25 protein-coding genes are annotated in these 20,351 nt (G+C 34.1%); 19 read left to right on the plus strand and 6 right to left on the minus strand.

Going from position 1 to position 20,351, the window contains the following annotated elements; translation table 11 throughout:
- Positions 1–6: 6 nt before the first annotated feature.
- From J2W48_RS14375 to J2W48_RS14390, 4 genes are all read left to right on the plus strand, one after another.
- Positions 7–1,251 carry a cation:proton antiporter gene (locus J2W48_RS14375; RefSeq protein ID WP_310282328.1) on the plus strand — a complete coding sequence of 415 codons (1,245 nt, stop codon included), beginning with the start codon at positions 7–9 and terminating at the stop codon, positions 1,249–1,251.
- 171 nt (positions 1,252–1,422) lie between these two features.
- Positions 1,423–1,878, plus strand: a complete 456-nt coding sequence (locus J2W48_RS14380; protein WP_310282329.1) for a response regulator — start codon at positions 1,423–1,425, stop codon at positions 1,876–1,878.
- Positions 1,879–2,214: 336 nt separating this feature from the next.
- Positions 2,215–2,712, plus strand: a complete 498-nt coding sequence (locus J2W48_RS14385; protein WP_310282330.1) for a hypothetical protein — start codon at positions 2,215–2,217, stop codon at positions 2,710–2,712.
- A 219-nt stretch (positions 2,713–2,931) separates the two neighbouring features.
- Entirely contained in the window at positions 2,932–3,615 is a 684-nt protein-coding gene (locus J2W48_RS14390) for a YiiX family permuted papain-like enzyme (RefSeq protein ID WP_310282331.1), read from the plus strand.
- Positions 3,616–3,871: 256 nt separating this feature from the next.
- On the opposite strand, the gene J2W48_RS14395 is transcribed toward J2W48_RS14390, so the two are convergent.
- From J2W48_RS14395 to gnd, 3 genes are all read right to left on the minus strand, one after another.
- Positions 3,872–5,290, minus strand: a complete 1,419-nt coding sequence (locus J2W48_RS14395; protein WP_310282332.1) for a gluconokinase — start codon at positions 5,288–5,290, stop codon at positions 3,872–3,874.
- A gap of 5 nt (positions 5,291–5,295) precedes the next feature.
- Positions 5,296–6,615 (minus strand): gluconate:H+ symporter, encoded by a 1,320-nt coding sequence (locus tag J2W48_RS14400; RefSeq protein ID WP_310282333.1) that lies wholly within the window; start codon positions 6,613–6,615, stop codon positions 5,296–5,298.
- A 67-nt stretch (positions 6,616–6,682) separates the two neighbouring features.
- Positions 6,683–7,582, minus strand: coding sequence for a phosphogluconate dehydrogenase (NAD(+)-dependent, decarboxylating) (gene gnd, locus J2W48_RS14405; protein ID WP_310282334.1), 900 nt, complete (start codon positions 7,580–7,582; stop codon positions 6,683–6,685).
- 385 nt (positions 7,583–7,967) lie between these two features.
- Here gnd and J2W48_RS14410 point away from each other — a divergent pair, with 385 nt between their 5' ends.
- The 13 genes from J2W48_RS14410 to J2W48_RS14470 all read left to right on the plus strand — a co-directional run bounded on the left by J2W48_RS14410 (position 7,968) and on the right by J2W48_RS14470 (position 16,770).
- On the plus strand, positions 7,968–8,483 hold the full coding sequence (locus J2W48_RS14410) for a hypothetical protein (RefSeq protein ID WP_310282335.1): 516 nt from the start codon (positions 7,968–7,970) through the stop codon (positions 8,481–8,483).
- A gap of 38 nt (positions 8,484–8,521) precedes the next feature.
- Positions 8,522–8,836, plus strand: coding sequence for a hypothetical protein (locus J2W48_RS14415; RefSeq protein WP_310282336.1), 315 nt, complete (start codon positions 8,522–8,524; stop codon positions 8,834–8,836).
- Positions 8,836–9,513, plus strand: a complete 678-nt coding sequence (locus J2W48_RS14420) for a hypothetical protein (protein WP_310282337.1) — start codon at positions 8,836–8,838, stop codon at positions 9,511–9,513. Before J2W48_RS14415 ends, J2W48_RS14420 begins: the two co-directional genes overlap by 1 nt.
- Positions 9,514–9,870: 357 nt before the next feature.
- Positions 9,871–10,170, plus strand: coding sequence for a hypothetical protein (locus J2W48_RS14425; protein WP_310282338.1), 300 nt, complete (start codon positions 9,871–9,873; stop codon positions 10,168–10,170).
- A gap of 172 nt (positions 10,171–10,342) precedes the next feature.
- Positions 10,343–10,651 carry a hypothetical protein gene (locus tag J2W48_RS14430; RefSeq protein ID WP_310282339.1) on the plus strand — a complete coding sequence of 103 codons (309 nt, stop codon included), beginning with the start codon at positions 10,343–10,345 and terminating at the stop codon, positions 10,649–10,651.
- Positions 10,651–10,983, plus strand: coding sequence for a DNA alkylation repair protein (locus J2W48_RS14435; protein ID WP_310282340.1), 333 nt, complete (start codon positions 10,651–10,653; stop codon positions 10,981–10,983). The genes J2W48_RS14430 and J2W48_RS14435 overlap by 1 nt, the downstream gene beginning before the upstream one ends.
- A 135-nt stretch (positions 10,984–11,118) precedes the next feature.
- The gene (locus tag J2W48_RS14440) at positions 11,119–11,961 is read left to right on the plus strand and encodes an SMP-30/gluconolactonase/LRE family protein (protein WP_310282341.1); all 843 of its coding nucleotides are present in this window, start codon (positions 11,119–11,121) and stop codon (positions 11,959–11,961) included.
- A 62-nt stretch (positions 11,962–12,023) separates the two neighbouring features.
- Positions 12,024–12,884 (plus strand): hypothetical protein, encoded by an 861-nt coding sequence (locus J2W48_RS14445; protein ID WP_310282342.1) that lies wholly within the window; start codon positions 12,024–12,026, stop codon positions 12,882–12,884.
- Between the two features lie 134 nt (positions 12,885–13,018).
- Entirely contained in the window at positions 13,019–13,339 is a 321-nt protein-coding gene (locus J2W48_RS14450; RefSeq protein ID WP_310282343.1) for an ArsR/SmtB family transcription factor, read from the plus strand.
- 1 nt (position 13,340) lies between these two features.
- Complete coding sequence (locus J2W48_RS14455; protein WP_310282344.1) at positions 13,341–13,805, plus strand: SRPBCC family protein; 465 nt, start codon at positions 13,341–13,343, stop codon at positions 13,803–13,805.
- Positions 13,806–13,811: 6 nt separating this feature from the next.
- Positions 13,812–14,186: a DoxX family protein gene (locus tag J2W48_RS14460; protein ID WP_310282345.1), complete on the plus strand. Its 375-nt coding sequence runs from the start codon at positions 13,812–13,814 to the stop codon at positions 14,184–14,186.
- A 278-nt stretch (positions 14,187–14,464) separates the two neighbouring features.
- Positions 14,465–16,135 carry a serine hydrolase gene (locus tag J2W48_RS14465; RefSeq protein WP_310282346.1) on the plus strand — a complete coding sequence of 557 codons (1,671 nt, stop codon included), beginning with the start codon at positions 14,465–14,467 and terminating at the stop codon, positions 16,133–16,135.
- A gap of 77 nt (positions 16,136–16,212) precedes the next feature.
- Positions 16,213–16,770, plus strand: a complete 558-nt coding sequence (locus tag J2W48_RS14470; RefSeq protein ID WP_310282347.1) for a glycosyl-4,4'-diaponeurosporenoate acyltransferase CrtO family protein — start codon at positions 16,213–16,215, stop codon at positions 16,768–16,770.
- A gap of 31 nt (positions 16,771–16,801) precedes the next feature.
- Here the strand turns inward: J2W48_RS14470 and J2W48_RS14475 are convergent, their stop codons facing one another.
- The 3 genes from J2W48_RS14475 to J2W48_RS14485 are packed head-to-tail and all read right to left on the minus strand — an operon-like array spanning position 16,802 to position 17,883.
- Positions 16,802–17,242 carry a cupin domain-containing protein gene (locus J2W48_RS14475; protein ID WP_310282348.1) on the minus strand — a complete coding sequence of 147 codons (441 nt, stop codon included), beginning with the start codon at positions 17,240–17,242 and terminating at the stop codon, positions 16,802–16,804.
- Between the two features lie 44 nt (positions 17,243–17,286).
- Entirely contained in the window at positions 17,287–17,682 is a 396-nt protein-coding gene (locus J2W48_RS14480) for a type II toxin-antitoxin system HicB family antitoxin (protein WP_310282349.1), read from the minus strand.
- A 21-nt stretch (positions 17,683–17,703) separates the two neighbouring features.
- Positions 17,704–17,883 carry a type II toxin-antitoxin system HicA family toxin gene (locus J2W48_RS14485; protein WP_310282350.1) on the minus strand — a complete coding sequence of 60 codons (180 nt, stop codon included), beginning with the start codon at positions 17,881–17,883 and terminating at the stop codon, positions 17,704–17,706.
- 417 nt (positions 17,884–18,300) lie between these two features.
- On the opposite strand from J2W48_RS14485, the gene J2W48_RS14490 reads away from it, so the two are divergent.
- Positions 18,301–18,894: a TetR/AcrR family transcriptional regulator gene (locus J2W48_RS14490; RefSeq protein ID WP_310282351.1), complete on the plus strand. Its 594-nt coding sequence runs from the start codon at positions 18,301–18,303 to the stop codon at positions 18,892–18,894.
- A 309-nt stretch (positions 18,895–19,203) separates the two neighbouring features.
- Complete coding sequence (locus tag J2W48_RS14495) at positions 19,204–20,346, plus strand: efflux RND transporter periplasmic adaptor subunit (protein WP_475690762.1); 1,143 nt, start codon at positions 19,204–19,206, stop codon at positions 20,344–20,346.
- Positions 20,347–20,351: the final 5 nt, after the last annotated feature.

A 20,351-nucleotide genomic window follows, 5' to 3' on the forward strand; every position in this document is an offset into this window, starting at 1 on the left:
ATTCATATGTATATTGCGATGATGAAACTACTTAACCTTGAATCTTATAACTACTATCTATTAGCTGGCGGAATCATTACGCTTCTGGCCGCTATAATTCCGAATGTTTTTGAGAAAAAACACCTGACACCTCCTATAATTTACCTCTTTATAGGTATTGTTATTGCATTTGCAGGAAGGCGATATACCGACTTTGACGTAATGCAGCATTCAAACATTATAAGGCGCGTATCAGAATTTGTCGTAATTATTGCGTTGACGAATGCAGGTTTGAAAATAAAAAAACCTTTTTCATGGGAGACTTGGAAATACTCATTCAGATTACTTTTGATTACAATGCCGCTTACCATCATTGGCGCTGCGTATGCAGGCTGGTGGTTACTTGGTCTTGCACCGGCTGCTGCAGTACTGTTTGGTGCTCTTATCTCTCCCACTGATCCTGTACTTGCATCAGAACTTCAAACGAGCCGACCGAGCAAAAAAGACCTGTCGAAGATTCGTCTTGGCCTGACCTCCGAAGCTGGATTAAATGATGGACTGGCATTCCCTTTCACCTACTTCGCTATCTTTCTTGCAGCCAACGGTCATGATTACAGCCAATGGATTGGCAAATGGTTTTATATTGAAGTACTTTACAAAATTGCTGTTGGAGGGATAATAGGATTACTGGCAGGATGGTTTTTGTACAAGCTGATATTTAAGATTACGTCTGAAAGCTATCATTCCGGCATAAGCCAGGGAATTCTGTCTCTTGCGCTGACACTATTGCCTTACGGGTTAACAGAACTATTGGGCGGTTACGGATTCATTGCGGTTTTTATTGCGGCTTGCGCCTTCAGCAACAGCGAGGACAAGGTAAAACACATGGACACTCTCCACGACTTTACAGAGGAAATAGAGCGAATTTTCGTTGCTTTCCTATTTATTTTTGTTGGCATCTATGTTTATGCCTCTGTTGATGAACTGCTAGATTTTATGACTATTGCTACAGCACTGATTGTGTTGTTTATCATCAGGCCTCTTAGTGGATGGATAGCGCTATACCGTACAGATTTATCAGCATTTGAAAAATTTGCATTATCATTTTACGGAATCCGCGGTGTAGGCTCGATATTTTATCTGATGTATGCGTTTGAGAAAGCTAACTTTCCAAATTCATACGAACTGATCCGGGTATCTACAGTTGTAATTGTGCTTTCGGTGCTTATCCATGGTCTTTCGGCAGCTATGATGCAAAAAAAGCTCAAATGAGTCTGGCCAATTCATGTATATAACGAATCTGGATTTCAGCAAACTATACAAAGAATGATATAATCATTTATTTTATTTTAAAAGTTCCAACTTCTATCTGTTTACTTTCAGATGGAGTTTTATTATGCCAATTCTCTAATCAAGTTGCATAAAAATTGTCAACCCAAATAAATGAGTACCTTTACCAAAAAAGCAAAAAAAATGAACAAAGGCGGGCCAATAATTATAATTGAAGACGATTTAGATGATCAGGAAATTTTAACAGAAGTTTTTAAGGAACTTGATTATAAAAATGAAATTATCTTCTTTGATGATGGAGAAAGTGCCTTGGAGTATTTAACAGCAACCGAAGTTGAGCCTTTTATTATTTTCTCTGATATCAATATGCCAAAGCTGAGTGGTATGGAACTTCGGGAAAAAATTCATCAAAACGAAGATTTAAGACTCAAGTCAATTCCTTACTTATTCTTTTCGACAAGTGCTGAGCAAAGTCACGTTGTAGATGCCTATTCAAAATCTATTCAGGGCTTTTTTGTTAAGCCTTCCAGCTATAAAGAAATAAAAGAAACCATTAAAACTATTGTAAGTTATTGGGAAACCTGTGTTTCTCCTAACTATGTCAAATAGATACTAACAAAAACAGAACAATTAAGATTTATTGTTCTGTTTTTTCAATTTAAAAATTTTCTATTCTTAAAGCTTTAGCAATTTCCCAACAGTTTTACTTATTGAGCTATCTTGTTCACTTTAAACTAAAACTATCTTTTTCTATGTTTTACATAGTAAAGAATTTCAACCCTTTAGATATCAAGCTAATGCTTTAGAGTTTTAAAGCACTTTTTTTATGTAAAAAACCGATTATAAAATCACTAAATATGATTACTAACGGTATTTGATTTTGACTTTATATTTGTAAAATAAATCTTAATTGATTTTTTTTTGAACATTTAAATTTATAAAGACATGACAAATATGACAACAAAAACGTGTTTAATTACCATAATTACACTCTTCGCTTCCATTATGGCGTCTGCAAAAGTGAAGATCCCATTTGGTAAAATCGATAAAATTGAAATAGTTGCAGATTTGCCCAATGATGAAAGATATATTGCTACTCCGGGTTCGACAGAATATCTGGATTTGGCAACATTACATCAGGAATATAATATTGCATGGGTGATTCCGGCCTGGATTACAGCTGAGCCAAAATTAGTATTGTCTAAAAAAGATTCAGATGAATATTATGAAGTAACAGATGCAGAACTTGCAGAAATTATAAAGGAAAACAAATTAGATAAAGAAGAACTGCTGCAATTAGGGTTTTATACCCGATATGGCGGAAAAGCGATTTTACTTTTACTTATCGGACTTATTCTTTACGGTATTTACCCGAGTAAAGATGAGGAAGAAGAAGAAGAGGAAGCCAAAGAATCTAAGGAAGTACAACCAACTAATATTTAACCCACTTCACAATACCCGATATACAATATTGATTGAAATAAGTGGACAACCAGATTTATTACACACCAGACCTGCTCTTTTTCTAAGGGCAGGTCTGTTATTTTTAACCTTAATCCCATAAATCAAATAACAAGCTGAAAATAGTACATTTGTAATTTTAAATTTAAGAATAGTCAGATCGTAAAAAATAAATAATACTTTTAAGTTTTAAATTTCAAGATGAAAAAAACAAAATACCTCGTACTCGGAATTACCTTTTTACTTAGCTTTTGTTGTGCTTTATACGTGACGATGCAGGTTTTTCCGAGCAATCCGTTTTTGGCAGCAAATTCAAAAGAACAAACCAGTTTACCGGAAAAGATTCAGGATGGTGATATTATTTTTCAAACTTCAGAATCCAGCCAGTGTGAAGCGGTACGAATTGCAACCAATTCCAAGTTTTCGCATTGTGGAATCGTCTTTAAAATAAACGGAAGTTCATTTGTTTTTGAAGCCGTTCAGCCCGTAAAACTAACACCTCTAAACGATTGGATTACGCATGGAAGAGATAAAAATTATGTTGTAAAAAGATTAAAAAATGCTGCTGAAGTATTAACCCCAAATACACTGCAAAAAATGAAAGACTACAGCCAGCAATTTGACGGTAAAGAGTACGACGCCTTTTTTGAATGGACCGATACCCGAATTTACTGCTCGGAATTAGTCTGGAAAATCTATAAAAACGGAGCGAATATCGAATTATCAAAACTGCGGAAATTGAAAGATTTTAATCTAACGGATGAAAGGGTGAAAAAGGTTTTAAAAGAAAGATACGGTAATGATATTCCGCTGGACGAGAAAGTGGTTTCGCCTTCTGATTTGGTAGATTCTGATCTATTGGTGACTGTGGTTGATACGTATTAGAAGTTTCTTTATAAATGTTTTTATTGGCAGTACAGAAAAAATGTTTTTCACGCAGATTCTGCAGATTGAGCAGATTTTTTTAAATCTGTGGCTATATTTCCAACAAATAAACATAGATTTATTTTAAAAGGAATACATAAATAATATATATTTCTTTTACATAGCTATATGTATTTTATATAAGTGAAACGACTTTTTTATTCTAACAAAAAACTATGATTCTATGTGTTAAAAATTAATATCAATCCCAGAATCACTACAAATCCCTCAATACAGGATAAACCTTTTTAAACTTAGTAAAAGCATCTTCATACACCTTTTTATGCGAAGTATCCGGAAAAAAAGTCTTTCCGGTTTTATTTTCGTTACTTACATCAATTCCTAAAGATTTCATGCCTATCAAAACAGCGCCCCAGGCAGATCCTTCAATGGTTTTCGAAGTTGCTACGGGCATTTGAAAAATATCAGCAACCATTTGTAGCCACAATTCACTTTTTCCGAATCCGCCGCTGACCATCACTTTGGTATGTTTTCTTTTTTCGGGATCGGGAAGCAGGATTTCTGTAATTTGGAATAGTCCAAATAAAATACCTTCTAATGTTGCCCTTGTCAAATGTGCTTGTGTGTGTGTGATCTGCATTCCCAAAAGCGATCCTTGTGCAGAAGCGTCCCAAATTGGTGCTCTTTCGCCTAACAAATAAGGTACAAAAAGCAAACCATCAGAACCGGCAGGGATTTTTTGTGCTTCTTCAAAAAGGACTTCAAAAGACTGGTCTGTTTTTAATAATACTTCGCGAAGCCATTGCAAAACGATAGCGCCATTGTTTACCGCTCCCAAAGTAAGGTATTGATTCTCCATCAAGTGGTAACATTGCGTTCGCATCTGTTCATCGACATACGGTTTATCAATCGGCAATCGCACAGCACCGCTTGTACCTATGGTCAGGGCAATACAATTTTTGTTCATTGCTCCCGTTCCTAAATTGGCCAAAGCACCGTCTCCGCCTCCAATCACATACAGAAAGTCATCCGAAATTCCTTTGCATTGGTGTGTAACTTTACAAACAGCAGATAATTGCTCAGGGTTTATGTTTAAATATTCCAGCACTTCATCATCCCATTGCAAAGTATGAATGTTCAATAATCCGGTACCGGAAGCCATTGAAGTATCGGTACAATACTCATTCGTCAAATGATGCCAGACGTATTCCTTAATGCTAATGAATTTATAGGTTTTCGAAAAAATATCCGAATCAAATTCTTTAAACCACGCAATTTTGGTCATGGGTGAAAAAGGATGAATCGGAATTCCGGTTTTTTGGTAAAATTGCTTTCCTTTTTCAGAGTTTTTCAGTTTTTCAGCAATTCCACTGGCTCTGTTATCGGCCCATAAAATAGCAGCTGTCAATGTTTTTCCGGTTTCATCAATCGCAATAATACTCTGCATCGCCGAACTAAAACTTATAAATTCAGGTTCAATTCCTGTAGTGATTTCTTTAATACAATTCAAAACCGTTTCCAAAATTTCCTGTGGATTCTGGACACTCCAATTTGGTTTTGGATGGTGCATCGGATAGGAATATGAAACCTGTCTGACTACATTTCCGCGTTCGTCAAAACAAATTGCTTTTGTAGCCGTTGTTCCAATGTCGATTCCGATATAAAGTGATTCCATTTCTTTTATTTGATCCATAAATTCATTAGCAATACGCCTATTAATCCCATCACACCAATAATCGTCTCCATCACCGTCCAGGTTTTAAACGTATCCGAAACACTAATGCCAAAATACTCCTTGAACATCCAGAATCCGGTATCGTTGACATGCGAACACATCAAACTTCCGGCACCTATGGAAAGCACCATTAATTCCGGACTTACACCCGAAGCAATTACCAAAGGCTGTACAATTCCTGCGGCTGTTAATCCGGCAACCGTAGCAGATCCTAAAGCAATCCGGATTATAGTAGCAATCAGCCAGCCCAAAACCAACGGCGAAAGCGATGATTTCTCGAAAAATATACTTAAATCCGAACCCATTCCACTATCGATCAGGACTTGCTTGAAAGCCCCTCCTGCCCCAATAATCAAAATAATCATCGTCGCAGCACTCATGGCACTACCCGACTTGTCCATAATATCCTGCATTTTTCTTCCGCGAAAAATACCCAATGACAATACCGCAAAAAGTACGGCAATCAGCATCGAAGTGGTTGGGTTTCCTATAAAAAGAAAAACAGAACGCAATGAAGATTCTTCCGGCAAAGCCAATTCGCTGAAAGTCGCCATTCCCATTAAAAAAACCGGAACCAATGCGGTCAGGATACTGATTCCGAAAGAAGGCATTTCGGCTTCTGTAAACGTTTTGCTTTCAAATAATCCTTTTGGAGGAAAAGCATTGATCTTTTTTATGAATTCGGGAAACACAATTCCGGCAACAAAAAGTGCAGGCAATGCAACCAAGAGTCCGTAAAAAAGTGTTTTTCCTATATTGGCTTTAAAAATAACGGCAATCGCTGTAGGTCCGGGATGTGGCGGTAAAAAACCGTGTGTGATGGAAAGTGCCGAAGCCATTGCAATTCCGAGATAAATTATAGGCTGTTTGGTGCTTTTGGCAACTGCAAAAACCATCGGAATCAAAATGATAAATCCGGCATTGTAAAACATCGAAATCCCCACTGAAAAACCCGTAATGACCATTGCCCATTTAATATGCCTGACGCCAAACGAGCGAATCATAACCGAACTTATTCGCTGCGCAGCGCCACTATCTGAAAGCAGATTTCCTAGTATTACACCAAATGCAATAATCAAAATTAAAGAACCCAATGTGCTTCCAACTCCCTGCTGAATGGAATTGATTAAATCCGGAAAAGGCATTTCTTTTGCGATTCCTACAAAAAAGGCTGCGATAATCAAGGCAATAAAAGCATTGAGTTTTACCCCGGAAATGAGGAGCAATAATAAAAGAATACTGGCAATCAGAATCAGTAATGACATGGTGTGAGGTGTGAGAGATGATAAATAATAGTATTCGAAAATAATCTTAGGAAATCAGCCCCAACTATTATTCACTTTTTTCAACAGCGTGTCCTCCAAACTCGTTTCGAAGTGCCGCTACCACTTTTCCTGAAAACGTATCCGACATTTGAGAACGGTAACGCATCATGATCGAAAGGGCAATTACCGGAGTTGGAACGCCTAAATCCAAAGCGGTTTCCAGTGTCCATTTTCCCTCTCCCGAAGAATGCATGATGCCTTTGATTCCGTCCAGTCGGGCATCTTTGGAAAACGCATTTTCTGTCAGTTCCATCAGCCAGCTGCGGACTACAGAACCATGATTGAATAGTTTGGCCGTTTTTTCAAAATCAATATCAAATTCGGAATGTTCAAAAACCTCAAATCCTTCAGCGATTGACTGCATCATACCGTATTCGATTCCGTTGTGGACCATTTTGGTAAAATGCCCGCTTCCGGCTGCTCCGGTGTACAGAAATCCGTTTTCTACCGAAATATCCTTAAAAACTCCGGCTACGTACTCAAATACCTCCGCATCCCCGCCAATCATCGTGCAGGCACCGTTTAAAGCACCCGAAGTGCCGCCCGAAGTGCCGCAGTCCAGAAAATCTATTTCCATTTCTTTTAGTTGGGCATAACGACGTTTTGAATCGTTGTAATTCGAATTTCCTCCATCAATAATAATATCGTTTTTGGACAAGTACGGAAGCAAGGAAACAATAACGGCATCTACAATTTCACCCGCCGGAACCATTAGCCAGATCACTCTTCGGCTGGTTAGTTTTTGGCATAATTCTTCTACCGTATAGGCGGTTTCAATTCCCTGATCGCCAATTTGTGAAACAAAATCGGCGTTAACATCCTGTGCCACCACCTGATACTTGTTACGTTTTAAATTCAAGGCGAGATTAAATCCCATTTTTCCTAATCCGATTATTCCTACTTGCATGATGTGTATTTTAGTTTATGTTTCGTAAAAATATTACTTTCAATTAATTATGGGTTGTTATTTTGGATTTTAATTTTTGGGGTTTGGAGGGAATGTGTTAAATATATTGATTTTGAGGTGGGTGAATTAAATGAAAATCTGCTGTGTTTAAAGTCAAAAATACTAAAATGATGATTGCAATTAATGAAGAAAAATCATTCAAATAAAAAAAGCCTTTGGCAATTCATAACAAAAAAAGATTATTTTAGCATAGGAATAAAAAAATTTATATCATAAAGCTAGCTTTATTTAGATTACTTGGAGCCATTTTGTGGCAGGTATAAATTAGTTGGTAGATATTTTAAAGAAGCAAAAACTCAATAAACGAAAATTAAATTTTACAACTATGCTTAAAATATTAAAAATTGTTTCAATTATATTATTTAGCAAGTATAGCTATGCCCAAGATAAAATCTTTACGCATAAAAATGATTCTATACTATGTAAAATTACAGAAATTGGAGAAAAAACTATTAACTATAAATATAACGGAGAAGATTTAGTAAACTCTGTTTTCAAAAACTATGTTTCACACGTTAAATTTGCAAGTGGTCGAATTCAAAAATTTTCTGATAAAGTTATAATCAATGAGGAATCAGATTGGCAGAAAGTTACAATAACAAATAGCGAATACGATATTGCAGGTCTTGCACAAGTGGAAAAAATAACAGTGAAATTAAGTAAAGATTGGGTCTATAATAATACTGTAAAATTTAATAATGCAAAGGATGAATTAAAAAAAGAGGCTGCAAAAAAAGGTTGTCATATAATTCTTCTTTTAACAACAATTGGAAAAAAAGGGCAATTAGAAATGATAGACCGTCCAAATTGGAGTATTACAGGAGTGATTTATAAATATTAAAAAATCTAAAAGTCTTTTGACAACTTAAAATTATAATAATGAATAACGTTTATTTAGTTAAAGATGGAATTATAAATGTTGGATGTATTAAAGATAAAAAGAATCAACAAGTTACAAATACCAACTTTTATTTAATAACTTTTAATTTTAAAACCAACTATGGTTACATAGGCAAAAGAAATGAGACCAAATGGAGATTATATACTTCTATTGGACAATTAATTAATAAAAAAAGATACTACCATTTTAATAGTTTAGAAGAATGTGTTTCTAAATTAGAAAATCTTAATAATGGAAATATGGTAATTGTAATAAACAATGTAGAAATCCATAAATACATAAAAATAGCTTAATGAAAAAAACTTTACTTGCATTTTTTTTATTACTTACGATGAATAATATCTATTCGCAAATAAATCAAAAAAGTGATAAAGACAAATTAAAATTGAAAGGAGCTATTAAAACAATAGAACAAAGAGGTTTTAAAGCAATTGAAAAATTTGGCGAAATAATGTCAGAAAACTCAATGAATGATATTTATGATTTCAATAGCTTAATTCAATTTGACAAAATTGGAAACATTATAAGCATTAATTTGTTAGACCTTGAAGGGTCAATTAAACAAAAAACTTATAAGACTTTTTTAAATGGAAATGAACCAGTAATAATAAAAGGATATAAATTTAATGAAACTTATAGATTTGATGAAAATAATAACATCAGTGAAATTATCTATAATAATGAGGACGAAACTTTAAATTTTAAAGTAATAAATAAGTTCAATAACTTAAATGACTTAATAGAACAAAAAGTTTATGAAAAAGATGGAGTTCTTAATTCAATTGAAAAACGAAAATATGACAGTTTTGGTAACGTTACAGAAATTAATCAATATATGTCAAACACAAAGAAAACTACTACTGAAACTGTAAAATACTTTTTTGACAGTCAAAATAATTGGATAAAGAAAATTAGAATATACGAAGGTGAATTATATACTGTCATTGAAAGAAAAATAATTTACTATTAAAAAACATCTAACAATCGAGTAGACGGCCCCCGCTGCGCAAAGTCTTTTCAGACTTTGCGCAATTTTTAAAATCTTGTTGCAAAATCCATAAAAGTGTCAAAAGTCTCCTGACTTTTAATGGGTATGCCTTTGTAAGGTATGCGATTAAAGAGTTGTAAAAAAACTAAAGTATCAACAAAGGTGTTGAATTCCTAAGACGCTCACGGAAAAGTCAGGAGACTTTTATTAGATTTACAGTTTTAAGAACATTTGAAAAAAGAAGTAAAGTCTGAAGACTTTGAGCAGCGGGGTAGTTGCAAAACGTTAGGAACAAGTTGCCAATCAAAATCATAAAATATTTCCAAAGTTTGTATAAAAATGGGATATAAAAATATCTGCTTAGAATGTAGAACTTCATATAGTAAAGGAAATGATTATGAAAATCAAGTAGAATCTAATTGTCCACAATGTGGTAAAAAAATGATTCTGGTAAATCATAAATTCAAACCTCCTAAAAAATCTGATACAAAAAATTGGGAAATGGTAAAACTACTAGTTGAAAATGGTTTTAAGTTTCAAGCAGTTTATGAACAAATAGAAAAAGGTATCTTTTTAAAAGTAAATTATCCAAAAAATATAAGTGATGCTAAGGAGTTTATAAAAAAATACAGTCCTTAATATTAAGGCCTGCTGTTAACAGTCGTTTATGAAAATTTCGAATTTTGTGGTAAATTAAGTCTATGTTTCGCAAGAAATTTTTATCTTAATAGAAAGAATCCCGTTACGGATTTAGCAACCACGCAGACTCCGTAACGTTACAAAAATCGTTTAACCCAATAACTATATCGAAATGAAACTTTCAACGAAAGCAGAAAATATAATTACACAAATTACCGGGAAGAATACCAAACTGGGCGACTTACGAACCATTGCCAAAGACATAAAAAAAGACCACCAGTTAGCAATGGAACTTTGGTCATCGAAACATTTTTTTGTCCGACAATTGGCAATCCTGATAATGGACAAAAAATTTCTTACTGAAGAAGTGATTGACAATTTAGTCAGTGACATTAACCAGTACAGCCAAAATGAAAAACTTCAGCTAATAGATTGGTTAATGGCAAACCAACTCACCAAAGACAAAAGACAATTGCTTTAATGGAGACTTGGGAAGAAAATCCATCATCACTTAAAAGACGAATTTATTGGTATTATCAGGCCCGCTTGCGCTGGACAGGGCAAATACAACCCAACAGCGAAGAACTGCTTTCTAAAATCGAAAACAGAATTGAAAAAGAATCGGCAGAAGTACAATGGGCAATGAATTTTACAACTGGCTGGATTGGGGTTTATGAGAAAAAGTATCGAAGTCGTTGCATTGCTCTTGGTGAAAAAACAGGACTGTACAAAGGTCAAATGGTTTCAAAAGAATGTACTCCAGATTATCTACCTGAGTTCATTACGATTGAAAGTAACAAAAGAAATTTGTAAATTGTTTGAGAAAAACTTTGTCTAAACTTCTATTCAATAATTAAACCTTTCGTTATGAATCATCCCCAATTTAAAATAAAATCACTCCTTATATTTGTTATTTCTTTCACGTTTACAAATTTTATATATTCTCAGATGTCAGAAAATAAAAAACACAACCTAATAGCAAAAGGCGCAGTTCTCACGAAACTATCAGATCAGTACAGCTTTACAGAAGGACCTGTAGCAGATAAAAAAGGCAATGTATTCTTTACCGATCAGCCTAATAATAAAATCATAAAATGGTCAACCAATGGTGAGCTTTCTGTCTATATGGAAAATGCCGGAAGATCAAATGGCTTGTATTTCGATCACGAAGGTAACCTTTTGGCTTGCGCCGATGAAAAAAATGAAATTTGGAAGATCGATCAAAACAAAAATGTTGCGGTATTGGTAAACGACTTTGAAGGAAAAAGGCTGAATGGTCCCAATGATCTTTGGGTTGATCCTAAAGGCGGTATTTACTTTACAGATCCTTTTTATAAAAGAGAGTACTGGACACATACCTCAAAAGAAATAGAGAAAGAATGTGTGTATTATTTATCTCCTGACAAATCTAAAATTACCAACGTTGCTGATGATCTGGTAAAACCCAATGGCATTATCGGAACTTCGGATGGGAAAGTGTTGTATGTAGCAGATATCGAAGCCAACAAAACCTATTCTTATACAATCAACAATGATGGTTCTTTGAGTGAAAAAACGCTTTTTACGGAATCAGGTTCTGATGGAATCACGATCGACGAAGCAGGAAATCTCTACTTAACAGGAAAAGGAGTTACGGTATTTAATCCAAAAGGAGAAAAAATTGCCCATATTGATGTTAAGGAACCCTGGACAGCGAATGTGTGTTTTGGAGGAAAAAAATTCAAAACCTTATTTATTACTGCCGGTAAAGCTGTTTATACGTTGGAGATGAACGTTAGGGGAATAAAATAATCAGCATATTCTGGCTGCTGGTATTACTTGCAAAAATTTTATAAACCTGATTTCAACTTAAAATGGAAAAAATTTACGATTTCAAAACCATCGATGAACTGACCTCCTTTTTGAAATTATTCGAAAAATCCGAAATAAGTAAATTTCTTGAAAATGAATTTAAAAATTTAACAGAATATAAAACGGCAAAAGAATGGAATAAGCTTGTACGAATCTGCGAAGCATTATCTATTATTGGCTGGGAAAATTTAGAAAGAGTTGATGCTATTTGCTGTAAAAACGGCAGCAATTGGAATACCGAACTTCGGAATAATAAAAAAGAACTTCGCTTTTTAAGTGCCAGCTGGACAAAAAGAAAAAATGGATTTGTGTATAGCAATCCAAGTTATCATTTTAATCCTGATGTCCCGGAAAAACAAGATATAGCCTGGCAAGATTATCCAAAAACTGAATTTGAAGAAGTGAATGTACCGGAACTCTCAGATCAAAGAAACAAGCAAAAAGTCAATCCCATTACGTTTGGCGGAACTTATCCTCTTCATTCCAAAATTGAACGAGATATACTGTTTCCGCAATTATTAGATCTTAGAAATCGTTTTGACCACACTCTCCATACAGATTTATATGGAGAAGGAATTGACAAGATTTCAATTCGTTACCTAACCGCTGTATCTAATGACAAAACGGCTACCTCTTTTTTAAAAGGAACCTATTATCCTAAGACAAAGGAATATAAAGCAGAAGCCTTTTTTGGAGAAGAATATGCAGCCGCTTCAGAAACTGAAAGAAAAAAAATAATTGAAAAACTGCTGCTCCAGACATTAGATGATGTCAAAGAAAAAGTCGGCAAACACAAGCTATGTTACAATGTCGATTTACTTATAACTGAAGTAAAAGAAGAGATTACAAAATGGCAGGCCTGAATGATAATTGTAAATTGGATGCTTTCTAGATATTCGTAACCACTCTCCTCCTTTCCAAAATATCATCAAAAAATCACATGAAAATTTGCGTAGTTAAATAACTACATTTATATTTGTAGTCAAATAACTTCATAATGAACTTAAGACGAGACGTATTTCAGGCCATAGCCGATCCTACCAGAAGATCAATCCTTTTGTTGCTAACGACACAATCGATGACTGCCGGTGCCATTGCTTCTAACTTTGATACTGCAAGACCTACGGTGTCAAAACATTTGCAAATCCTGACCGAATGTGAATTACTACGGCAAGAGCAGCAAGGCAGGGAAATTTATTATCATTTTAACCCAAATAAAATGAAAGAGATAGCCGAATTTCTGGAACCTTTCCGTCAAATGTGGGATACGAAATTCAATAAATTGGAGGAAGTCATGAAAAATTATAAAAAAGAATAGCATGGAAGAAAAAACAAAAGTACATGCCGAAGACGGCAAACAGGAATTAACCATAACCAGAGAATTTGACCTGCCTGTTGAATTGGTTTTCAAAGCCTACTCAGAAGCGGAACTTCTTGAACAATGGATGGGAACAAAAGTGTTGAAACTCGAAAGCAAAAAACACGGAAGCTATGCCTTTGAAACATCCTACGAAGGAAATGTGGTATTCAAGGCAAACGGTGTCATCCATGAATTTGTTGAAAACAAAAAAATCACAAGGACGTTTGAAATGGAGAACACACCATTTCCGGTTCAGTTGGAATACCTCGAATTTGAAAAACTGACTGACACGACCAGCAGACTTACCATGCAATTGGTATTTAAGTCCATCGAATTTAGAGACCAATTGCTAAAAATGCCATTCGCGCAAGGCATCAATATAGCCCATAACCGACTTCAGGAAATTGTATCATCACTAAAGTAATTACACATGACAAAAAGAAATAAAATTATTTATTGGATAGCTACCGTTTGGTTAGCATTAGGAATGGTTTCAACCGGAATCGTACAGCTTATCAAAATGAAAGAGGAAGTAGACAAAACCAGTTTACATTTAGGTTACCCGGTTTACTTCCTGACTATTATTGGTATTTGGAAATTGTTAGGCACGGCTGCCATTCTTCTTCCGAAAACAGGATTATTGAAGGAATGGACTTATGCCGGGTTTTTCTTTTTGATGACGGGTGCTATTTTTTCTCATTTTGCGGTTGGGGATGGTGCTGTGGAATATTTTGGGCCGGCATTATTGCTAGCGCTGACTTTTCTGTCGTGGTACTTTAGGCCTGCAGACAGGAAAATAAATTAGTTGGTGATTTAAAATGATACTATTTACCATTTTATCACATAATTAATATTTTCAAAATTTCTCTTACCAATTTGTAAGAAAAAATAAATATATTTGAAAAGAATATGCGAAACAGACCTTTGCGTTTATATCCAATTTTGGGTTGATTGCCGAAGTTTTTTTTGTGTATATACAAGTTGTGCGTCCTTTTAACTAAATCTAAAAAACTATAATCCACATTAAAAATCACTATGAAGAAAAAAACAAGTCCGTCAGTTGCAAAAATATTTTTTTTAAACATGATTATTCTATTAACTACTCTAACAAATGCTGTAGGACAAAATAAAACTGCAGAATTGGACAAATTAATGAATCAAGCTAATTTAAGTGGTATCTTCAATGGAAGTGTTTTAATTGTTGAAAACGGAAAAGTGATTTATCGTAAAGCTTTTGGATATGCAAATAAAGGAACAAAACAGTTATTAAAACCAGAATTTTGTTTTGATTTGGCATCCGTTTCTAAGCAATTTACTGCTATGGGAATTATGATGTTAAAGGAACGAAATAGTCTGTCCTATGATGATAAAATCACCAAATACTTTCCTGAATTTCCAAGTTACGGGAAAGATATTACGATACGAAATTTACTAAATAATACTTCGGGTATGCCTTTATATCAGCCATTCGCTAATAAAGATAACTTGACAAATGCAGAAATTTTACAAATAATTGAGGAAAGAGAAGCGTTAGACGCCAATGTTGGAGAGCAATATGTCTATAATAATGGTGGTTATGTTATGTTGGGTTTGATTATAGAAAAAGTTTCGAAAATGTCCTTAGCGGAATTTTTGAAAGAAAATATTTTTAAACCATTAAAAATGAAAAATAGTTTGATTGGTGATACATCAAATATTAATTTAAAAAATAGGGCTTTGGGTTATTCTGTTATTGGTGAACTTGATGATTACACAGTTTCACATACTGGTTCTACAAGTATGTTTTCAAACGTTGATGATTTGTTTTTGTGGGATCAAGCTTTATATACAGAGAAATTAGTTTCTAAGAAAACAATTGAGGAAGCATTTACTCCTGTAGTTTTAAATAACGGTTCATTGTCTAATTACGGATTTGGTTGGTTTCTTATTCCAGAAAAGAAATCCGTATACCATTCGGGGAGTGATTTCGGGTACCGCACATTTATCATGAGGAATTTAGATAAGAAACAAACTTACATCTGGCTTACGAATTCTGGAAATGCCATCCATACTGGGATTCTGAATGTTACAATAGAAAATATATTAGCTTCTAAACCTTACGAATTACCTAAGATAACTGTTTTTTCAGAATTTCAAAAAGCGTTACAAACAAACTCTGTAGACGATGCTATTTCTTTAACAATCACATCTATAAAATCTAATCCAAATCAATTTGTGATGGATGATGCTGCTATTAACGAATTGGGTTACAAATACCTAAACGAAAATAAATTAGCAAATGCTTTCTCCATTTTCAAATTTAATGTAGCACTAAATCCAAATTCTTCAAATGTTTATGACAGTCTAGGTGAAATTTATCTATTGCAAAAAGATACGGTTAAAGCTATCGATAATTATAAAAAATCAGTAACATTAAATCCAGATAATGCAAATGCAATAAAGGTTTTGAAAAAATTAAACATTGAGACAACTGATCTGATTACTGAAGTAAAAATTGCGCCAGAAGTTCTTAAAACCTATTTGGGAAGATATCAGTTAAATGAAAATTATTCTTTTACAGTAACCGAAGACAAAGGGCAATTGTATATACAAGGAACAGGCGAAAGCATTACAACTGTATATCCAATGGCACAAAATAGATTTTACAGTAAGATAATTACAGCTCAGTTTACTTTTAATAGCGATGAAAATGGGCATATTGATAGTTTGACATTGAATATGGGGAAAATTATGAATGCTAAAAAGGTGGACTAAACAAGTGTCTATAAAAATACGAACGCACAACAGCTACAACTTTTATACATCATTTTAAAACCTGAAATTTAAAATCTATGAGAAAAAAAATACATCTCGGTTTGATCATTCTTGTCACTATAGGATTGACTTATGGAATTGTAAAATATATTGGAGTTACAGGTTTTCTGTTTGCATGGATTTTAAACTTTATGCTGATGATGTGTGTTTTGATGTTTACCGAAACTTTAAAATCCAAATTTGGCTCAAATTATTATAAAACGAAAGATTGGGAAAACAAAGGGAAAATATATGAAACCTTCGGGATAAATCTTTTTAGGAAACTACTCGTTTTAGTCGGCTGGGAAAAACTTAATAAAAAATCAAATCCGGTTAAAAATGATTTGGAGGCTTTGTTGCTTTTAGAGTATCGCACAAAACAATCTGAGTTAGGACATCTGATCATCTTCTTTATTGTTTTTGGCTTTACGATCTATGTTTCCCTAAAATTTACATTTGTCGCATCTTTATGGTTATTATTTTTAAATGTAATTCTCAACTTTTATCCAATTCTTCTCCAGCGTTACAACCGGCCAAGACTTCAAAGAGCCTTAGAATTATTTCGGTATAAATCAGGACGATCGGGCACTATCTAAGCTATGTTTTCGCTTTTTTTACAAGGAAGTTTTACCTCAAATCCTTCTTAATTACCAAATACTTCAAATCAGTCTTTCCAACGTTGCTAATGCCGTGCTCAGCATTGGGCGGACAATAAAAACTAGTGTTTGGTCCGGCCGTTACCGTTTTTCCGTCAAGAAAGAATTCGGCAGTACCTTCGAGGATATAAAAGAACTCTTCTTCCGGATGATGGTGTGGGGCGTGGGTTGATTTTCCGGGTTCTACTATGCTCATTTTAAGTGTGTTCTCCTGAGTGAAGTTTTTATCGGCAAACCAATATTGATACCCTACTTTGGTTTTTGTGGCTTTGTCTAATTCAAAATGATTGATACAATTTTCAATCGTATATTTCTGGTCACTTGGTGTTGTTTCTTTTTTTGTTTCCTGAGCCTGAAATGATTGTGTAATTAGGGTAACAATCGCAATTTTTATTATTGATGATGTTTTCATTTTATTTATTTTCGTAATAATACAAAAAAAGGTAACTCTAAAGTTCACAATTCTACCGCTAAAAGTTCTTTTCCTAAATTATGTAAGGCATTTTCTATTTTTATACGCTGTGCTAATCTTGGATTCCTATGACCCGATGCGTAATGCTGAATTTGCTTTTGGTTTATACCTGTTATTCGTTCAAGTGCTGAGTTTGTAAATATTCCTTTGTAATAGTTTAATAAACTAGCAGTGTCGAACTTATAAACTAACTCATATTCTTTTTCTAAAAAGGCTGGCCTATTATCTTCATCTAACTCTTTTAAAGTTTCAATACAATCTAATATATCTTGTTTACATTCCTGAACTGTATCGCCTCCTCCAACAATTGCTTTTTCATTTTCAGCATAACCCCAAAACCCATCTTCGTTTCTTTCGATAATAATCTTAATTGTTTTCATACTCTAATATTTTTTGAGACGTTAAAGTCCCATCTCTTTTCTTAATTTCTGTTCTAATCCTTTCCCAATTTCTTTTGATCCATGATTGGGAATCACAATTTGTTTACCCTTTTTTTGATAAATCTCATGGCTTCCCTTACCTTGTCTTAAGAACACCCAGCCATTTCGTATAGCTTCTCTAATAAATTCTCTTGACTTCACTATGTAATGTTTTACAAAGATAGCAGAATTACTATCTTAAATAGTTTTCAAAATTACTTTTTTTGGATTTTAAAAAGTTAAAGGTAAGAAACTTAAACAAAAGTAAGAAAATATTTACTTATTATTCTTGGTATTAAAAATGTCTTTCTTTAGCCCAGATGGAAACGGCATCCTTTTATGGCGGGGTTTGCCATAAAAGATATAGTGGACAGCGGGACAAATGGTCTTTTAAATGCGAAAACCTCTGCTCCTTAAAAAATAATTATTTAATTAATTCCTTATTATTACTTAGCTTTTCCAGCTTTTTATTACTCATCTATACAACGATAAGAAAAAATTATAATTAAATTCTATTATAATTAAAAAAACCACCCTACATTTGCCTAACGGTGTTAAACAATTTAATACTTAATCAAAATGGCTAGTAAAGATCGTATTTTAAGACAAAAAGAAGAGACAAGAAATAATATTCTTGAAGCTTCGTATGCTATCGTCAAGGAAGAAGGATGGCACGGTCTGAGTATGCGAAAAATTGCTGACAAGATTGAATACACTGCCCCTATTATTTACGAATACTTCTCGAACAAAGATGCTATTTTAAGAGAATTAACGGGTAAAGGTTTCATTAAATTAGGTAAAGAGCTTGAGGAAGCTAAATCTAAATTTGAAAAACCCGAAGAGCAACTGGAAGCCATGTGGATGGCCTATTGGGATTTTGCCTTTACGGATACCGAAATGTACCAGGTGATGTTTGGTGTGCAAATGAACTGCTGTTCTGAACAATGTGATGCTGCTAAAACACCCTATAAGCTGTTTACTTCGGTCATTGCTGAAATCATGAAAAACAGTAACCCGACTGAAGAAGTGATCAAACAAAAATATTTTACTTTCTTTTCTGTCATTCATGGTTTAATTGCGATTAATATCATCAACAAAAGTGACGTAATGGAAACGATCAACAACCAAATTCTAAAAGATGCAATTGGTGGAATCATAAAATCAATACAATAAAAAAAATTTCATTTTAACTTAACAGTGATAAATGATTTAATAGGTAATCCTTTTTTTTACTCCTTAACTTAACAGTGATAAATAATTTAATTAACATAAATACAAGCTCTTTTTAGCTCATTACTTAACAACGATAAATAATTTAATACCGATTATGAAACAGAATTGGAAAGCACTTTTATTTGATTTTTTGCATCACTTTACTTAACAATGTTAGAAAATTTAATAGAATTAAACATGAATCCACGGCATACCCGAAATAAAAATTTTAAAAACGAAAATGTCCAACAAATTAAAATCAATAGAAAAATGAAAAATGTAATTATAACCAGCTTTATTCTGGCACTGGTACTTAGCAGTTGTGCCGATAAATCGCAAGCCCCGGCTCCACCCGCTCCAGTATTACCTGTTGCAGCCATCACAAGTGAAAATACGATTACTGATACTGAATATCCTGCTTCGATACAAGGAACAGTAGATGTTGAAATTCGTCCACAGGTAAATGGAAACCTTGACCGCGTTTTGGTAGATGAAGGTGCGTATGTTTCTAAAGGCCAATCGCTATTCAAAATCAACGAAAGACCATACCGTGAGCAATTAAACAATGCATTGGCTAGTCTCCATGCTTCTGAAGCGGCTTTAATCAACGCTCAGTTGGAAGTTGATAAATTAACACCTTTGGTTCAGAACAAAGTCGTTTCTGATTATCAGTTAAAAACGGCTAAAGCTTCTCAAAAAATTGCAGCTGCCAATATCGAACAGGCTAGAGCAATGGTAGCATCTGCCAAAATTAATTTAGGATATACTAATGTGACAGCCCCGGTAAGTGGTTACATTGGAAGATTACCAAAAAAACAAGGCAGTTTAGTAGCAGCAACTGATATTGAACCGTTAACCAACTTATCAGATGTGCACGAAGTGTATGCTTATTTCTCATTAGGCGAAACCGATTTTATCAAATTCAAATCAGCTTATGCCGGAAATACTCTTGGCGATAAAATCAAAAAATTACCTCCGGTTACTCTGGTTCTTGCCGATAATTCAGATTACCCACAATTAGGAAAAATCGATATGGTTGATGGACAGTTTGATAAAAACACCGGGGCCATTACCGTTAGGGCAACTTTCCCTAATAAAAACGGGACTTTACGCTCTGGAAATACAGGGAAAATTCGATTAGGAGTGCAGCATGACGATGCTATTTTGATTCCACAATCGGCTACGGTTGAAATGCAGGATAAGATTTTTGTTTTCACCGTAGGAAAAGATAACAAGGTGAACAAAATGCCTATTACGGTTGTTGGAAAAAGCGGTACCAACTATCTGATTAAAGATGGTGTAAAATCCGGTGACCAAATTGTATTAAGCGGTATCGACAAACTTCAGGAAGGTCAGGTTATTCAGCCTGAAAAAACAACTGCCAAAGTTGCCCAAATCATTAACAAAAAATAATTTTT

Source organism: Flavobacterium piscis (assembly GCF_031457575.1).
In the GTDB taxonomy this organism is placed as follows: Bacteria; Bacteroidota; Bacteroidia; order Flavobacteriales; family Flavobacteriaceae; genus Flavobacterium; species Flavobacterium piscis_A.

Bases quoted from the DNA above. Each gene is read 5' to 3' on its own strand.
- J2W48_RS14375 (WP_310282328.1), top strand. From the start codon at position 7: ATGTATATTGCGATGATGAAACTACTTAACCTTGAATCTTATAACTAC.
- J2W48_RS14380 (WP_310282329.1), top strand. From the start codon at position 1,423: ATGAGTACCTTTACCAAAAAAGCAAAAAAAATGAACAAAGGCGGGCCA.
- J2W48_RS14385 (WP_310282330.1), top strand. From the start codon at position 2,215: ATGACAAATATGACAACAAAAACGTGTTTAATTACCATAATTACACTC.
- J2W48_RS14390 (WP_310282331.1), top strand. From the start codon at position 2,932: ATGAAAAAAACAAAATACCTCGTACTCGGAATTACCTTTTTACTTAGC.
- J2W48_RS14395 (WP_310282332.1), bottom strand. From the start codon at position 5,290: ATGGAATCACTTTATATCGGAATCGACATTGGAACAACGGCTACAAAA.
- J2W48_RS14400 (WP_310282333.1), bottom strand. From the start codon at position 6,615: ATGTCATTACTGATTCTGATTGCCAGTATTCTTTTATTATTGCTCCTC.
- gnd (WP_310282334.1), bottom strand. From the start codon at position 7,582: ATGCAAGTAGGAATAATCGGATTAGGAAAAATGGGATTTAATCTCGCC.
- J2W48_RS14410 (WP_310282335.1), top strand. From the start codon at position 7,968: ATGCTTAAAATATTAAAAATTGTTTCAATTATATTATTTAGCAAGTAT.
- J2W48_RS14415 (WP_310282336.1), top strand. From the start codon at position 8,522: ATGAATAACGTTTATTTAGTTAAAGATGGAATTATAAATGTTGGATGT.
- J2W48_RS14420 (WP_310282337.1), top strand. From the start codon at position 8,836: ATGAAAAAAACTTTACTTGCATTTTTTTTATTACTTACGATGAATAAT.
- J2W48_RS14425 (WP_310282338.1), top strand. From the start codon at position 9,871: ATGGGATATAAAAATATCTGCTTAGAATGTAGAACTTCATATAGTAAA.
- J2W48_RS14430 (WP_310282339.1), top strand. From the start codon at position 10,343: ATGAAACTTTCAACGAAAGCAGAAAATATAATTACACAAATTACCGGG.
- J2W48_RS14435 (WP_310282340.1), top strand. From the start codon at position 10,651: ATGGAGACTTGGGAAGAAAATCCATCATCACTTAAAAGACGAATTTAT.
- J2W48_RS14440 (WP_310282341.1), top strand. From the start codon at position 11,119: ATGTCAGAAAATAAAAAACACAACCTAATAGCAAAAGGCGCAGTTCTC.
- J2W48_RS14445 (WP_310282342.1), top strand. From the start codon at position 12,024: ATGGAAAAAATTTACGATTTCAAAACCATCGATGAACTGACCTCCTTT.
- J2W48_RS14450 (WP_310282343.1), top strand. From the start codon at position 13,019: ATGAACTTAAGACGAGACGTATTTCAGGCCATAGCCGATCCTACCAGA.
- J2W48_RS14455 (WP_310282344.1), top strand. From the start codon at position 13,341: ATGGAAGAAAAAACAAAAGTACATGCCGAAGACGGCAAACAGGAATTA.
- J2W48_RS14460 (WP_310282345.1), top strand. From the start codon at position 13,812: ATGACAAAAAGAAATAAAATTATTTATTGGATAGCTACCGTTTGGTTA.
- J2W48_RS14465 (WP_310282346.1), top strand. From the start codon at position 14,465: ATGATTATTCTATTAACTACTCTAACAAATGCTGTAGGACAAAATAAA.
- J2W48_RS14470 (WP_310282347.1), top strand. From the start codon at position 16,213: ATGAGAAAAAAAATACATCTCGGTTTGATCATTCTTGTCACTATAGGA.
- J2W48_RS14475 (WP_310282348.1), bottom strand. From the start codon at position 17,242: ATGAAAACATCATCAATAATAAAAATTGCGATTGTTACCCTAATTACA.
- J2W48_RS14480 (WP_310282349.1), bottom strand. From the start codon at position 17,682: ATGAAAACAATTAAGATTATTATCGAAAGAAACGAAGATGGGTTTTGG.
- J2W48_RS14490 (WP_310282351.1), top strand. From the start codon at position 18,301: ATGGCTAGTAAAGATCGTATTTTAAGACAAAAAGAAGAGACAAGAAAT.
- J2W48_RS14495 (WP_475690762.1), top strand. From the start codon at position 19,204: ATGAAAAATGTAATTATAACCAGCTTTATTCTGGCACTGGTACTTAGC.